Source organism: Catenulispora pinisilvae (genome assembly GCF_015356865.1).
GTDB classification, from domain to species: domain Bacteria; phylum Actinomycetota; class Actinomycetes; order Streptomycetales; family Catenulisporaceae; genus Catenulispora; species Catenulispora pinisilvae.
The window spans coordinates 1-12,709 of the sequence record NZ_JAAFZA010000279.1; the positions used below are offsets into that span (position 1 = coordinate 1).

Annotated in this window: 14 protein-coding genes; 8 read left to right on the top strand and 6 right to left on the bottom strand. The window is 70.4% G+C overall.

Annotated features, from left to right (window positions below):
* Nucleotides 1-105: 105 nt before the first annotated feature.
* The 4 genes from IZR01_RS42660 to IZR01_RS42675 form a co-directional block, all read right to left on the bottom strand.
* The gene (locus IZR01_RS42660; protein ID WP_438939720.1) at nt 106-852 is read right to left on the bottom strand and encodes a thiazole synthase; all 747 of its coding nucleotides are present in this window, start codon (nt 850-852) and stop codon (nt 106-108) included.
* Between the two features lie 190 nt (nt 853-1,042).
* The gene (thiS, locus tag IZR01_RS42665) at nt 1,043-1,258 is read right to left on the bottom strand and encodes a sulfur carrier protein ThiS (protein WP_194898333.1); all 216 of its coding nucleotides are present in this window, start codon (nt 1,256-1,258) and stop codon (nt 1,043-1,045) included.
* 116 nt (nt 1,259-1,374) lie between these two features.
* Nucleotides 1,375-2,532, bottom strand: coding sequence for a glycine oxidase ThiO (gene thiO, locus IZR01_RS42670; RefSeq protein WP_228561224.1), 1,158 nt, complete (start codon nt 2,530-2,532; stop codon nt 1,375-1,377).
* 79 nt (nt 2,533-2,611) lie between these two features.
* The gene (locus IZR01_RS42675; protein ID WP_194898335.1) at nt 2,612-3,847 is read right to left on the bottom strand and encodes a low temperature requirement protein A; all 1,236 of its coding nucleotides are present in this window, start codon (nt 3,845-3,847) and stop codon (nt 2,612-2,614) included.
* A gap of 50 nt (nt 3,848-3,897) precedes the next feature.
* Between IZR01_RS42675 and IZR01_RS42680 the strand changes: the two genes are divergently transcribed.
* The 5 genes from IZR01_RS42680 to IZR01_RS42700 all read left to right on the top strand — a co-directional run bounded on the left by IZR01_RS42680 (nt 3,898) and on the right by IZR01_RS42700 (nt 7,220).
* Nucleotides 3,898-5,070: an NAD(P)/FAD-dependent oxidoreductase gene (locus IZR01_RS42680; RefSeq protein ID WP_194927154.1), complete on the top strand. Its 1,173-nt coding sequence runs from the start codon at nt 3,898-3,900 to the stop codon at nt 5,068-5,070.
* A 10-nt stretch (nt 5,071-5,080) separates the two neighbouring features.
* On the top strand, nt 5,081-5,503 hold the full coding sequence (locus IZR01_RS42685) for an Rv2175c family DNA-binding protein (RefSeq protein WP_228561225.1): 423 nt from the start codon (nt 5,081-5,083) through the stop codon (nt 5,501-5,503).
* Nucleotides 5,500-6,159, top strand: a complete 660-nt coding sequence (thiE, locus tag IZR01_RS42690) for a thiamine phosphate synthase (RefSeq protein ID WP_194898337.1) — start codon at nt 5,500-5,502, stop codon at nt 6,157-6,159. Before IZR01_RS42685 ends, thiE begins: the two co-directional genes overlap by 4 nt.
* A gap of 198 nt (nt 6,160-6,357) precedes the next feature.
* Nucleotides 6,358-6,798, top strand: a complete 441-nt coding sequence (locus IZR01_RS42695) for a guanyl-specific ribonuclease (protein ID WP_194927155.1) — start codon at nt 6,358-6,360, stop codon at nt 6,796-6,798.
* Nucleotides 6,795-7,220 (top strand): barstar family protein, encoded by a 426-nt coding sequence (locus IZR01_RS42700; RefSeq protein WP_194898338.1) that lies wholly within the window; start codon nt 6,795-6,797, stop codon nt 7,218-7,220. The genes IZR01_RS42695 and IZR01_RS42700 overlap by 4 nt, the downstream gene beginning before the upstream one ends.
* A gap of 30 nt (nt 7,221-7,250) precedes the next feature.
* Here the strand turns inward: IZR01_RS42700 and IZR01_RS42705 are convergent, their stop codons facing one another.
* A complete protein-coding gene (locus IZR01_RS42705) occupies nt 7,251-7,976 on the bottom strand; it encodes a response regulator transcription factor (RefSeq protein ID WP_194927156.1) in 726 nt (241 codons plus the stop codon).
* Nucleotides 7,977-8,199: 223 nt separating this feature from the next.
* Between IZR01_RS42705 and IZR01_RS42710 the strand changes: the two genes are divergently transcribed.
* Nucleotides 8,200-10,107, top strand: coding sequence for a glycoside hydrolase family 18 protein (locus tag IZR01_RS42710; RefSeq protein WP_228561226.1), 1,908 nt, complete (start codon nt 8,200-8,202; stop codon nt 10,105-10,107).
* A 301-nt stretch (nt 10,108-10,408) separates the two neighbouring features.
* On the top strand, nt 10,409-11,143 hold the full coding sequence (locus tag IZR01_RS42715; RefSeq protein ID WP_194898341.1) for a hypothetical protein: 735 nt from the start codon (nt 10,409-10,411) through the stop codon (nt 11,141-11,143).
* Nucleotides 11,144-11,251: 108 nt separating this feature from the next.
* Here the strand turns inward: IZR01_RS42715 and IZR01_RS42720 are convergent, their stop codons facing one another.
* Entirely contained in the window at nt 11,252-11,632 is a 381-nt protein-coding gene (locus tag IZR01_RS42720) for a MerR family transcriptional regulator (protein ID WP_228555780.1), read from the bottom strand.
* Nucleotides 11,633-11,690: 58 nt separating this feature from the next.
* On the opposite strand from IZR01_RS42720, the gene IZR01_RS42725 reads away from it, so the two are divergent.
* On the top strand, nt 11,691-12,662 hold the full coding sequence (locus tag IZR01_RS42725) for an NAD(P)-dependent oxidoreductase (RefSeq protein WP_194927158.1): 972 nt from the start codon (nt 11,691-11,693) through the stop codon (nt 12,660-12,662).
* The last annotated feature ends 47 nt before the right edge of the window (nt 12,663-12,709 follow it).

The window sequence follows — 12,709 nt, forward strand, 5'->3', positions numbered from 1 at the left end:
GGCCGTAAAAAGCTTTGAAATCCACAGCCCAACCGCAACTCGACCCGAAAACCCAACCCCCCAAAAAAACCCGAACCCCCCAAAAAAACCTGAACCCCAACCAAATCACCCGTCGAAGTCAGGCACCTCATCGCGCAAATGCGCCCGGCCATCCATAGTCGACGAAGCCTGCGCGTGATAGCGCTTAGGCATCCGCCCAGCCGCGCGCGCCAGCCGCCCGGCCTCGATCGCGTGCCGCATCGCGGTAGCCATCGCCACCGGGTGCTGCGCGCGGGTGACTGCGGTGGCGAGCATGACGCCTGAGCAGCCCAGTTCCATGGCCAGCGTGGCGTCGGAGGCGGTGCCGATGCCGGCGTCCAGGATCACCGGGACCGAGACCGCGTCCACCATCAGCTCGATGTTGTGCGGGTTGCGCACGCCAAGGCCGGAGCCGATCGGTGCGCCGGCCGGCATTACGGCCGCGCAGCCGATCTGTTCCAGGCGCTTGGCCAGTACCGGGTCGTCGTTGGTGTAGGGCAGGACGGTGAAGCCGTCGTCCACCAGGGCTTCGGCGGCCGCTACCAGTTCGATCGGGTCCGGGAGCAGGGTGTGTTCGTCGGCGATTACTTCGACCTTGATCCAGTCGGTGCCCAGGGCCTCGCGGGCTAGGCGGGCGGTCAGGATCGCCTCGCCGGCGGTGAAGCAGCCGGCGGTGTTCGGCAGGACCTGGATGTTGTTGCGCTTGAGCAGGTCCAGCACTGAGCCGCGGGTGGCTGTGGACACGCGCCGTAGTGCCACGGTGGTCAGTTCGGTGCCGGAGGCCAGTAGCGCCTGCTCCAGTACCTCCAGTGACGGTGCGCCGCCAGTGCCCATGATCAGCCGGGAGGAGAAGGTCTTGCCGCCGAGTTCGAAGACGTCGGTGGGGACGGCGGCCGGGGCCACGGTGTTGCTGTCGGCGCCAACAGGGTGCTCGGCAGGGTGCGGGGCAGGGTGCTCGGCGGGGCGCGCGGCAGGGTCCTCGGCGCCGGATTCCCCGAGTGCTGCTGCGAACAGGGTGGTCATGTCAGCCTCCTTGCACGGCGGTCAGGATCTCGACCCGGTCGCCGGCCGCGAGCGGGGTGCCGTCCCAGGACGCGCGGGGGACGACCGTTTCGTTGACGGCCACGGCGATGCCGCCGCGGTTGCCGTCGCGCGCCGCCTCGACCAGCGAGACGACCAGGTCGGCGACGGTGGTGCCCTCGGTGATCTGCGAGGGCTCGCCGTTCACGGACAACTGCATGTGCGACGACTGCGCGTGCGACGACTGCGCGTGCGACGACTGGGCTTGCGACGACTGTGCGTGCGACGACTGTGCATGCGACGGCTGAATATGTGAGGACTGCATGTGCTCAGCGCTCATTTCTGGGGACGCCCGAACCGTTGGGGACTGAAGGGGGCCAGGGCCTCCGGGACCGCGCCGGTGGCCAGGATCTCGGCCATCCCGTCGGCGGTGGCCGGGGTGAGCAGCACGCCGTGCCGGTAGTGGCCGGTGGCGTAGAGCAGCCCGGGCAGCGCGGTGGGGCCGATCATCGGGGCGTTGTCGGGGGTACCGGGGCGTAGTGCGGCCCGGGTCTCGATCAGCGGCAGCTCGGTGATGCCGGGGACCAGTTCGCGGGCGTCGCGCAGCAGTTCGTAGACGCCGCCGGCGGTGACCGTGGTGTCGTAGTCCTGTTCCTCGACCGTGGCGCCGAGGACGAGTTCGCCGTGGGCGCGCGGCACGAGGTAGGCCTGGTTGTTGCGGACGACGTAGCGCACCGTGCGGGAGAGGAACGGCCGGAACACCTCCGGGACCGCCAGCCGCAGGATCTGCCCCTTGATCGGCCGGACCGGCGGCAGCAGTTCCGGCGGGATGCCGCCGATCTGCCCGGACCAGCAGCCGGCCGACAGCACCACCTGCTCGGCGGCCAGTGCCGTCCCGTCCTCCAGCACCACACCGGTCGCGCGGTCTGCGGCCACGGTCACCTCGGCGACCTTCGACCGCACGATCCTCGTCTTCGGCTCCCGTTCCAGCGCCGCGAACAACGCCGCCAGCAGCATCCGGTTGTCGACCTGGTGGTCGCCGCTGACCAGCAGCCCGCCGCGCACGCTCGGCGCCAGCATCGGCTCCAGCCGCCGGGCCTGGCTGCCGGCCAGCCACTCGGCCTTGAGTCCCAGCGACTGCTGGAACAGGTGCAGGTCGGCCAGCACTTCGCGGTCGTCGCCGTCGAAGGCCACGACCAGCGTCCCGGCCTCGGTGTAGCCGGGGTCCAGGCCGCCGGCGGCTTCCTGGAGTTCGGCGATGAAGGACGGATACCGCTTGGCCGAGGCCAGGTTCAGGCCGAGCAGGGCTTCCTCGCCGTAGTGCAGCTCGGTGACCGGGGTCAGCATCCCGGCCGCCGCGAACGAGGCGTTGGCCCCCGGCGCCGGATCGCAGAGCGTCACCGACAGTCCCCGGGCCGCGGTCCGCCAGGCGGTGGCCAGACCGATCAGGCCGCCGCCGATGATCAGAACGTCTGAACGAGCGGGTTCGGGCATGGTCATCAGTGTAGATCCGACGTCCGATGTACGGGATTCAGCGGCCGGTGAACGGGATTCAGCGGCCGATGTACAGAGTTCACCGGCCGGCCGCCCCTTGCCAGACATTGATCAGCAGCATCGGCTTGCCGGTGCTGACCCGATAGAACTCGACCGCGTTGAGCGCGATGACCAGCGCGGCCAACATCGCCAGCGGCGCGAGCGCGGGCAGCCCGGGGGAGACGGCCGTGATGACGGCGGCCCCCAGCGCGGCCACGACCCGGGTGTAGGAGGCGCCGCCGAACATCATGATCCGGGTGTAGCAGAACGTCGCGACGTAGAGCGTCACCCCGCTGCCGAGCAGCAGCGCGTGCACGCCGTGCAGATGCGCCCCCGGAGCGGCCACCGCCTGCGACATCCCGGCCGCGGCCAGGATGATGCCCAGTACGAACAGCATGTGCCCGTAGGAGAACGAGGACCGGACCAGCACCGCCGGGACCTTGGCGACCCTCAGCGCGTGCTCGGTCGCCGAGGCCCCGTACTGGAAGTACGTCCACCACAGCCCGCAGGACAGCAGGAACGCGACGAACAGCGTCACCGCCTCCTGGCTGTGCAGCGCGATGTGCGTGCCGCCCTGCCCGATGTCGGTCAGCGTCTCGCCGAGCGCGATGATGATGAACAGCCCGAAGCGCTCCGGCAGGTGCGAGGCGTCGAACTGCATGTAGTCCAGCCGGTGCCCGAGCACTATCGGCACCGCGAGCTCGACCAGCGCGATCGCCAGCCAGGCCCACTGCCTGTTCTCGGCCGGGAGGAGCCCGGTCAGGGTCCAGGCCAGACCGGCCAGGACGCCGACGGTGAACGGGTTCAGCCGGATCCGGAACGCCTCGCGCCGCTGCATCGGGATGCCGAGCAGGATCCGGGAGACCAGGTACGCGCCGCCGAACAGCACGCCGCGGTTGCCGTAGGCGTCCGGTACCGAGATGCACATGACGAACGCGGCCCCGGCGATCGCCAACAGCAGCAGGTGCCGCTTGGTCGCGGTGATCACCATGCCGTTGAACAGGATGGCGCAGCCGACCCAGGCCCACCAGAACGGTACGAACAGCAGCACCGAGCGGCCCAGGCTGGCCCAGCCGGCACCGACGTAGATCGCGTGCGCGATCTGCGTGACCGCGAACACGAAGACCAGGTCGAAGAACAGTTCGGCCCAGGTCACGCGCTGCACGGCGTGCGGGGAGCGGCCATGGTCCGCGCCGCTGTCGTCGGCCGTTATCTCGGTGCTGTCCCCGTCGGCCTCAGGCTCGATCGGGGTGTCCGGGTAGTCCTCGCTCGCCACGGCGACCATGATGGCCCATACAGGTTTTCCACGAGATACAGTGGCGGACGATGAAACTAGAACGTGTTCTCGTTGTCGGCGGCGGGATGGCGGGACTGCACACGGTGCGGTCACTGCGCGAGAAGGGTTTCCAAGGCACGGTCACGTTCCTGGGCGCGGAACAGCACGCCCCCTACGACCGGCCGCCGCTGTCCAAAGCGGTGCTGACCGGCTCCGGCCGCGCCACCCCGGAGGAGGTCGGCGAGCTCGCTTTCGCCTTCGACTTCGCCGAGGGCGGGGTGGACTGCCGGTTCGGCGAGCGCGCCGTGGCCTGGGCGCCGGGCGTGGTCACCACCGAGACCGGCGTGGACCTGCGCTACGACCGCCTGGTCGTGGCCACCGGCTCCGAACCGATCCGGCTCGGCTTCGGCGAGACGCTGCGCACCTACGAGGACGCCGTACGGCTGCGCGAACGCATCAACGGCGGCAAGCCGATGGCCATCGTCGGCGCCGGGTGGATCGGCGCCGAAGTGGCCACCGCGGCCCGTAACGCCGGGACCGAGGTGGTGATCCACGAGGCCCGGGAACGGCCGCTGGCCGCGCTGTTCCCGCCCCAGGTCGGCGAGGCGATGGCCGGCTGGTACGCGCAGGCCGGCGCCGACCTGCGGTGCTCCGACCCGGTCGACGGCCCGCCGCCGGGCACCGACCACACGCTGGTCGCGGTCGGGGCGCGGCCGGACACCCGCTGGCTCGGCGAGGCGTTCCACCGGGCCAAGGACGGCTCGCTGCTGGTGTCCGAGCACCTGGAGACCAACGTCCCCGGCGTGTTCGCGGTCGGGGACGTCGCGGCCTACCGTAGCGTCCGCTACGGCGGCCGCCACATCCGGGTCGAACACTGGGACAACGCGCTGCGCGGCCCGCAGGCGCTGGTGCCGAACGTGCTGGAAGGCGTCGGCGCGGCCGTGCACGACCCGGTGCCGTACTTCTGGAGCGAGCAGTTCGGGCGGATGGTGCAGTACGTCGGGCACCACACCTCCGCCGACCGCATGGTGCTGCGCGGCGACCTGGCCGCGCCGACCTGGTCGGTGTGCTGGCTGGACCCGCACGCCAGGCTGACCGCGGTGCTGGCCGTGGGCCGGCCGCGCGATCTGGCGCAGGGCCGGCGGCTGGTGACCGCCGCGTCGGTGCTGGACGCCGCCCGGGTGGCCGATGCCGGAGAGGCTTTAACGTCGGCGGTGCTCTAGAACTCCTGGCATGCTGGAGGGCGTGACTGAGAAGAACACCGCTGTTGGGACCCGTTCCGTCGAGGCCCAGCGCGATTCGATCGACCCCGCCGTCGACGCCCTCGTGGGGGAGTGGCTGACCCTCCCGGACGTCGCGGAGCGCTTCGGCGTCCAGGTGACCCGCATCCGCCAGCTGCTGCGCGACAACCAGCTCATCGCGGTCCGCCGCGGCGAGAACCACGCCCTGCACGTCCCAGCCGGGTTCATCGTCGAGGACCACACGGTCAAGGGCCTGACCGGCACCCTGACCCTGCTCAAGGACGCGAAGTTCACCGACGCCGAAGCCCTGCGCTGGCTGTTCACCCCCGACGACTCGCTGCCCGGGACCCCGGTCCAGGCGCTGCGCGAGAACCGCGGGACCGAGGTGCGGCGGCGCGCGCAGGCCGAGCTGTGAGTCCGGCGGCGGCCGGGCTGCGCGCCAAGCTGGCGGACGCCCGGCTGTATCTGTGCTGCGACGCCCGGGAGAAACAGGGCGACCTGCCGGCGTTCCTGGACGCGGTGCTGGCCGGCGGCGTGGACATCGTCCAGCTGCGGCAGAAGGGCATGGAGGCGCGTCAGGAGCTGGCGGCACTCGAAGTGTTCGCCGACGCCTGTCAGCGGCACGGGAAGCTGCTGGCCGTGAACGACCGCGCGGACGTGGCCCTGGGCGCCGAGGCGGACATCCTCCACCTCGGCCAGGACGACCTGCCGGTCTCGCTCGCGCGCCGCATCATCGGCGAGAACCCGGTCATCGGCCGCTCCTGCCACGCCGAAGAGGAAGTCGACGAGGCCGCGCTGGCCGACGGCGTGGACTACTTCTGCACCGGCCCGGTCTGGCCGACCCCGACCAAACCCGGACGCCCCGCCCCCGGCCTCGGCCTGGTCGAGTACGCGGCGCTGCTGGCCCCGGAAGGCTCGCGGCCGTGGTTCGCGATCGGCGGGATCGACGCCGGGAACCTCGGCGAGGTGCTGGCCGCCGGCGCGCGGCGGGTGGTCGTGGTGCGGGCGCTGACCGAGGCTGCTGATCCGGGTGCGGCCGCTGCTGAGCTGAGCGGGATGCTTCGGGGCTAGAGGTTCTGGGACCGGCGCGGCCAGTCCGCGCCGGCCACCGGCCCGGCATGCCGCCGCCACTCACGCCGCCGATACCGGAGCCACTCACGGCCAATGCCGCCTATGCCGCCGCCACTCACGCCGCCAATACCGCCGTTCATGCCGCCACTCATGCCGTGATCGCGTGCCGGTAAGATCACCCTGCGTTAGGCTCCGTGCGTGAGCCCGTCCGCGTCGCGCCGCCGCATCAGAGCACTCATGCTGCTGCTCGCGGCGCTCGTAGCGCTCGCCGGCTGTGGTGGTGGCAGCGGCGGCGGCAGTGGCACTGGCTCATCGGGCAAGAGCACGACCTCGGTGGTCAAACCCGCGGGCATGGCCAGCATCGCCGAGTCCGCCCTTCCCGCCGAGGCGCGCGACGTGATCAAGCGCATCGACGACGGCGGCACCTTCCAGTACCGGCAGGACGGCGTCACCTTCCAGAACCGCGAGCGCCGCCTGCCCTCCGAGCCGAGCGGCTACTACCGCGAATACACCGTTGCCACGCCCGGGGCGGCAGACCGCGGCGCGCGGCGGCTCATCCTCGGCCGCAAAGGCGAGCTCTACTACACCCCGGACCATTACGGGTCCTTCATGTGGGTCCTGCGAGGTGGTACGACATGACAGCGTTGGCCCACGTCCTCGGCGACGCCGGTCCCGGAGTCCACCTGTGGCACTCCGACCGTCCCGCCTCCGAGATCCGCGCCGAGGCCGAGGAGATCGGCTGGCGCTGCGTCATCGTGGACGGCTCGCGCGTCCGCGACAAGCCGCAGTTCCTGGAGGAGTGCGAACGCTCCTACCGCTTCCCGGCCTACTTCGGCCACAACTGGGACGCGCTCGCCGACTGCCTCGCCGATCTCCAGTGGCTGCCCCCGCCGGAGGCCGGCAGCGGCGCCGGGATCCTGACCGTGTTCGAGGACAGCAACACGTTCGCCTTCGCCGACCTGGACGCCTACAGCATCGCCCTGGAGGTCTGGGAGGAGGCCGCCGAGGCCTGGCGCCGGATCGGTGTGCCGTTCACGGTGTTGTTGCGACCGGGGGAGTGATCCGCGGCGCCGCGACCCGGGTGTGTGGGGTCACGGCTCTTCTCGCAGCACATATCCCAACCCGCGCACGGTCTGGATCACCCGCGGCCCGCCGCCCTCGGCTTCCAGCTTGGACCGCAGACCACTGATACTCACCCACAGTGCGTTGGAGTCCGGGCCGAAGTCATGGCCCCAGACCGTCTCGAAGATCTGGGTCCGGCTCAGCACCCGGCGCGGATTGCGCAGGAACATCTCCAGCAGTGCCAGCTCCGTGCGGGTCAGCCTCAGGTTCCGCTCGGCGCGGGTGGCCCGGCGGGCCGCGGTGTCCAGGGTGATGTCGGCGAAGACGATGGTCTCGGACGGCGCGGCGGTGGTGCGCCATAGCAGGGCCCTGAGCCGGGATCGCAGTTCGGCCGGCGCGAACGGTTTCACCAGATAGTCGTCGGCCCCGGCGTCCAGCCCGGCGCTCCGGCCGTCGGCCTGGTCCTCAGCCTGGTCGCCGGCCGGAGCGCCGGACCGGCCGTCGGTCAGATCGCGGTCGATGAGCAACAGGATCGGGGTGCCGTCTCCGGCCTGGCGCAGCTGCCGGCAGATCTCCAGCCCGTTCGGTTCGGGCATCATCACGTCCAGCACCAGCGCGTCCGGCGGGTTCTGCGCGAGTGCGGCCAGCGCCTCGGCGCCGGACGCGGCCAGATCCACCTGATGACCGTCGCGCCGCAATGCGTGTTCCAGCGCGCGTCGCAGGGCCGGGTCGTCATCCGCTACCAGGATGCGCATGGTTCGTAGTCTGGCGTCGTGGCCTGAGACCGCGCTGAGAGCGTCATTCGCCGCTCGTCACGCAATCCCCGGGCGTTCAGACTCTTGACACCCCGTCTGGTCTACACCATTTTGAACACAGCCCCCGTGGTGTAGACCACTACCCCCACAAGATCTGCGGGGTCTTCCCCAAGAGAGGTGTGCTTTGACCTTGGCAAGAACGCGCTTGCGTGCGTTCGCGGCCATGTTGGCCGCCATCCTGATCGCCGCCACGATGACTGTCGCGATGAGCGCCTCCCGCGCCCACGCCGACAGCAATCTGGTGGTGAACCCCGGCTTCGAGACCGGAAGCCTGAGCCCTTGGACGTGTGACGCCGGCACCGGCGGTGTGGTGTCGTCCCTGGTCCACAGCGGCGCTCACGCGTTGGCCGGAGCGGCGAGCAATTCCGACGACGCGCAGTGCACGCAGACGGTGGCCGTGCAGCCGAATTCGGCCTACACGCTGTCGGCCTACGTCCAGGGCGCCTACGTCTACATAGGCGCCACCGGCTACAGCTCCACGTGGACGCCGTCGGCGTCCTCGTACCAGCAGCTGTCGACCGGCTTCACCACCGGCGCCTCGACCACGAGCGTCCAGATCTACCTGCACGGCTGGTACGGGCAGGGCACGTACTACACGGACGACGTCTCGCTGATCGGACCGGGTGGCCAGACTCAGGTGCCCCCCGTGCCGACCGGCCTGGCGGTGACCGGCACGACGTCCAGTTCGGTGTCGCTGTCGTGGAGCGCGTCCAGCACCGCCACCGGATACAACGTCTACCGCGGCGGCAAGCTGGTCGGGAGCGCGACCGGGACTTCGTACACTGACTCCGGTCTGAGCGCCTCGACCAGTTACAGCTACACGGTTTCCGCGACCAACTCCGCAGGGGAGTCGGCGCAGTCCGGGTCGGTCAGCGCCACCACGTCCCCTGGCGGGACCTCAGTGCCGCCGACTCCGGGTGGGCTGACGGTGTCCGGGACGACCTCGAGTTCGGTGTCGCTGTCGTGGAACGCGGCCAGCGGCGCGACCGGGTACAACGTGTACCGGGGCGGTTCGAAGGTCGCCGGCGTGACCGGGACTTCGTACACCGACTCCGGTCTGAGCGCGTCCACCAGCTACAGCTACACGGTCTCGGCGACCAACTCCGCCGGCGAGTCCGCGCAGTCCGCCGCGGTGAGCGCCACCACGGCCAACTCCGGGGGCAGCGGCGGTTCGCTGCCCAAGCACGTGCTGACCGGGTACTGGCACGACTTCGTGAACTCCGCCCAGCCGCTGAGCCTGGCGGCCGTGCCGGCCGGGTACAACCTGGTCGCGGTGGCGTTCGCGAACGCCGACCCGAGCAACCCCGGCGGCGTGACCTTCAGCGTCGACTCCGGGCTGTCCTCGGCGCTCGGCGGATACACCGACGCGCAGTTCAAGGCGGACATCGCGACTCTGCACTCGCGGGGCCAGAAGGTGATCATCTCGGTCGGCGGGCAGAACGGCGCGATCAGCGTCAGCGACTCCACGTCGGCGAACAACTTCACCAACAGCGTCTACGGGCTCATGCAGAGCTACGGGTTCGACGGCGTCGACATCGACTTGGAGAACGGCGTCAACGCCACGTACATGGGCCAGGCGCTGGAGTCGCTGTCGGCCAAGGCCGGCTCGGGGCTGATCGTCACGATGGCCCCGCAGACGATCGACATGCAGTCCACCGGCATGGCGTACTTCCAGCTGGCGCTGAACATCAAGAACATCCTCACGATCAACAACACGCAGTACTACAACTCCGGCACGATGAACGGCTGCGACCAGGGCGTCTACGCCGAGGGCACGGAGAACTTCATCACCGCGCTGGCCTGCATCCAGTTGCAGGGCGGCCTGCGTCCGGACCAGGTGGGCCTGGGCCTGCCGGCCTCGGGCAGCGCGGCCGGCGGCGGGTACGTGTCGCCGTCGGTGGTGAACAACGCGCTGGACTGCCTGGCGTCCAAGACGAACTGCGGTTCGTTCGTCCCGCCGAGCACCTGGCCGAGCATCCGCGGCGCGATGACGTGGTCGATCAACTGGGACGCCAGCAACGGCTGGAGTTTCGTGAACACGGTCGCCCCGCACCTGGCGGCTATGCCGTGAGGCGGGATGCCGCGAGGCGGGATGCCGCGAGGCGCGATGCCGCGATGCCGCGATGCCGCGAGGCGGTGAGGCGGTGAGACCGGCTCCCCGGCGCGCGCCGGTTCCGGTCGCCGGACCCGGGCGGGGTCGGCGCTGACGTCCTGAGACAGGGCCGACGCCGGGCGCCGGGAGGGCCATGCGGCGGCCGTCGGACTCTGGTCCGGCGGCCGCCGCGCGCCGTCCGGGTTGCTTCCCCCGGGTGGCAACCGGCACCGGTCCGGGCCTCCCACCAGCGTCAGCGCCCTGCACTACGGTGGATGACGTGGTCCACGCCGTCGTCGCCGTCTTCTCCGGCGCGCTCACCGTCGTGCTGATGCTCCTGGTCGTCGCGATCAGCGTGCTCGCACTGCTGGCTGCCTTGGGCCTGTTGCTGGGCTTTATGGGCCTGCTGTTCGGGGGATCCGAGGCCTGGTTGGCCGCCGCCGGGGAGGTGCTGTCGTGGATCTTTCAAGTGCCGGTGTTCCTATGCAAGATCTGCGTGCGGATCAACCTGCGCCTCGCGACGCGAGCGCCGGGGCCGCGGCGGTGGCACCTGTGGGTGGCGAATCATCCTGGGGCGGCACAGTCCGCGCGGAGCCGGTTGGTCCGGCGCAGGCGGGTCACGCCGGAGATGCTGCGGGACGTGTTCGTCGGCAAGACCACCACCGAGCGGGTGCGGATCGACGTGGTCCTGCGCTGCGACGACTTCGGCGGCGTGACGCGGGTGATGCCGTCGGTGGTGAGTGATTTGTCGGAGCCGGCCTATGTCTGGCCACTGACATACGCCGATGACGCGGTCGTCGTCCAGGACGCCCTGCGCCGCTGCTTCACCGACAAGAATCTCTACCGCCTGCGAACCGGCTACGCGCGGTTGGCCAGTCTGGCCGGGCCCGAGGCCGTGTGGGCGCTGGAGCTGGACCGCGTCGGTTCGCTGGACCTCATGGATCCGGTGGTGCGTGCTTCCATGCTGTCCGGCGAGGCCGACGAACTCCTGAAATCGCTTGAGCGGTACTACTAGCTCCTGGCCGAACAGGTCAGGCCTCGGCTGTCTTGCCGGTCCTGCCGGTCCTGCCGGTCCTGCCGGTCCTGCCAGTAATGCCAGTCCTGCCTGTCTCAGGCTTCTTGCTCACTGCGCCGTGATCACCAGCGGCCGGCCGATGAGCGAGTCGAGGATTTCGCGCGCTGCTTGCAGGTCTTCGATCTGCTGCGTGATGCGTGCGCGTTCGACGGCCAGCCCTTCGTGCAGTTCCGGGCAGCGTCCGGTCAGGACCACCGAGTCGTCGTAGACGTTCGGCAGGATCTCGGCGATGGCCGACGTGCCGAGGCCCGCGGACAGCAGGACGCGGATCCGATGGACGGTCGCCACGCTGCGGTCGTCGTAGACGCGATAGCCGCTGGACAGGCGTTCCGGGGCCAGGAGCCCTTGTTCCTCGTAGTAGCGCAGGGAACGGATCGAGGCGCCGGTGCGGCGGGAGAGTTCGCCGATCTTCATGGGGCCGATCTTCATGGGACCAGGAGAACCCCGGGTTGACTCTCACGTCAATGTGAGGCTTTAGCTTCGCGGCATGAATGATGACGGACGAAAGATCGCGGTGTTGGGACTCGGGCCGATGGGGCGGGCGCTGGCCTCGGCGTTCGCCGGTGGCGGGCATGCGGTGACGGTGTGGAATCGGACGCCGGGGCGGGTGCCGCCGGCGCCGGTCCCGGAATCGGTGTCGGTGTCGGCGCAGTCGTCGGACTCGGCCTCGGTCCCGGTCCCGGCCTCGGAATCCGTGCCCGCGCCCGCGATATCGGTTGCGGAGTCGGTGCAGTCGGCGGTTCACGCCGCGGATGTGGTCGTGGCGTGCCTGATAGACAACGAGGTGGTGCGCCGGGTCGTCGACGGCGTCGACTTCGGCGGCCGCCCTCTGATCAACCTGACCAGCGGCGACCCCGGCCAGGCGCGGGACATGGCGGCGTGGGCAGCCTCGCGCGGCATCGGCTACCTGCCCGGCGCGATCCTCACCTCGACCCCGATGATCGGCACGCCGGCCGGCACGGTCCTGCTGAGCGGCGACGCCGCGATCCACGCGGTCGTGGCGCCCGCGTTGTCCGCTCTCGGCGGCCGCATCGTCTACCTCGGCTCCGATCCGGCGCGGGCGAGCGCGTTCGACGTGGCGCTCCTCGATCTGTTCGCCACCGCGACGAACGGTCTGCTCCACTCCTTCGCGCTGGCCGCCGCCGAGGGGATCGCCCCGACCGAGTTCGCGGCCTTCGCCACCGGGATCGGCGCGCTGCTTCCGGATATGACGACGCGCTTCGCCGAGCAACTCGAAGCCGGGGACTTTCCCGGCACCCGCTCCACGATCGCCTCGGCCGCCTCCGGCATTCGGCACGTCACCGCCGCCGCGCGGGCCCACGGTCTGGACACCGGCATGCTGGACGCCGTGCACACGGTGATCGACCGGGCCGTGGCGCAGGGATACGGCTCGGACGGCCTCGGACGGTTGGCGACGGCTTTCCGGCTGGAACTAAAGCCAGGACGAATTAGTGAGTAATAGCAATAAATCCTGATCATCGGGCCCTCCGCCCGGCCCCGCCGCCC

What these genes read in the sequence shown, in the direction of transcription:
- IZR01_RS42710 (WP_228561226.1), top strand. Translation starts at nt 8,200, where the DNA reads ATGTTGGCCGCCATCCTGATCGCCGCCACGATGACTGTCGCGATGAGC.
- thiO (WP_228561224.1), bottom strand. Translation starts at nt 2,532, where the DNA reads ATGCCCGAACCCGCTCGTTCAGACGTTCTGATCATCGGCGGCGGCCTG.
- IZR01_RS42705 (WP_194927156.1), bottom strand. Translation starts at nt 7,976, where the DNA reads ATGCGCATCCTGGTAGCGGATGACGACCCGGCCCTGCGACGCGCGCTG.
- IZR01_RS42700 (WP_194898338.1), top strand. Translation starts at nt 6,795, where the DNA reads ATGACAGCGTTGGCCCACGTCCTCGGCGACGCCGGTCCCGGAGTCCAC.
- IZR01_RS42660 (WP_438939720.1), bottom strand. Translation starts at nt 852, where the DNA reads ATGGGCACTGGCGGCGCACCGTCACTGGAGGTACTGGAGCAGGCGCTA.
- IZR01_RS42680 (WP_194927154.1), top strand. Translation starts at nt 3,898, where the DNA reads ATGAAACTAGAACGTGTTCTCGTTGTCGGCGGCGGGATGGCGGGACTG.
- thiS (WP_194898333.1), bottom strand. Translation starts at nt 1,258, where the DNA reads ATGCAGTTGTCCGTGAACGGCGAGCCCTCGCAGATCACCGAGGGCACC.
- IZR01_RS42685 (WP_228561225.1), top strand. Translation starts at nt 5,081, where the DNA reads ATGCTGGAGGGCGTGACTGAGAAGAACACCGCTGTTGGGACCCGTTCC.
- IZR01_RS42720 (WP_228555780.1), bottom strand. Translation starts at nt 11,632, where the DNA reads ATGAAGATCGGCCCCATGAAGATCGGCGAACTCTCCCGCCGCACCGGC.
- IZR01_RS42725 (WP_194927158.1), top strand. Translation starts at nt 11,691, where the DNA reads ATGAATGATGACGGACGAAAGATCGCGGTGTTGGGACTCGGGCCGATG.